Annotated in this window: 1 protein-coding gene; it reads left to right on the top strand. The window is 65.0% G+C overall.

The features are described from left to right. Positions 1–92: 92 nt before the first annotated feature. The coding region (locus tag K9U40_RS24535) for a hypothetical protein (RefSeq protein WP_432715950.1) at positions 93–389 on the top strand (297 nt) is incomplete at its 3' end.

The raw sequence follows: 389 nt of genomic DNA, 5'->3' as shown, positions 1-389 counted from the left end.
CTCAGGTCGCGATCGGGATGGGAGCGGCAGGATACGCTGCTCGGGTCGAGCAACCAGGCACTTCGTCCACGGGTGAAGCGTGGCAGGCTGACGTGCTCGTGCAGTCCGTGCATGGGCCGGTGGCCGTCGAGGTTCAACTATCCCGACAGCACTGGGACGACTATCGGCGCAGGACCGCGCGATATCGGATGAGTGGTGTTCAGGTCGTCTGGCTGGTCCGTGGCACGCACACGAATGCGCTCTTCAACAGCCGCACGCGCTACCACATGACGCAGGGCCACTCGCTGAGCGCCGCGCTGAACCGTGGCATGGAAGACATGCCCTGCGTCCCACTGGCGCCGTCGGAACACGGAGAGCACGGTTTTCGCGCAATCGTGTACTCCCCTGGC

This window comes from Xanthobacter autotrophicus (assembly GCF_030015065.1).
Classification (GTDB): Bacteria; Pseudomonadota; Alphaproteobacteria; order Rhizobiales; family Xanthobacteraceae; genus Xanthobacter; species Xanthobacter autotrophicus_D.
Note: the sequence above shows the minus strand (reverse complement) of the source record. Positions and strands in the feature narration are given on the sequence as shown.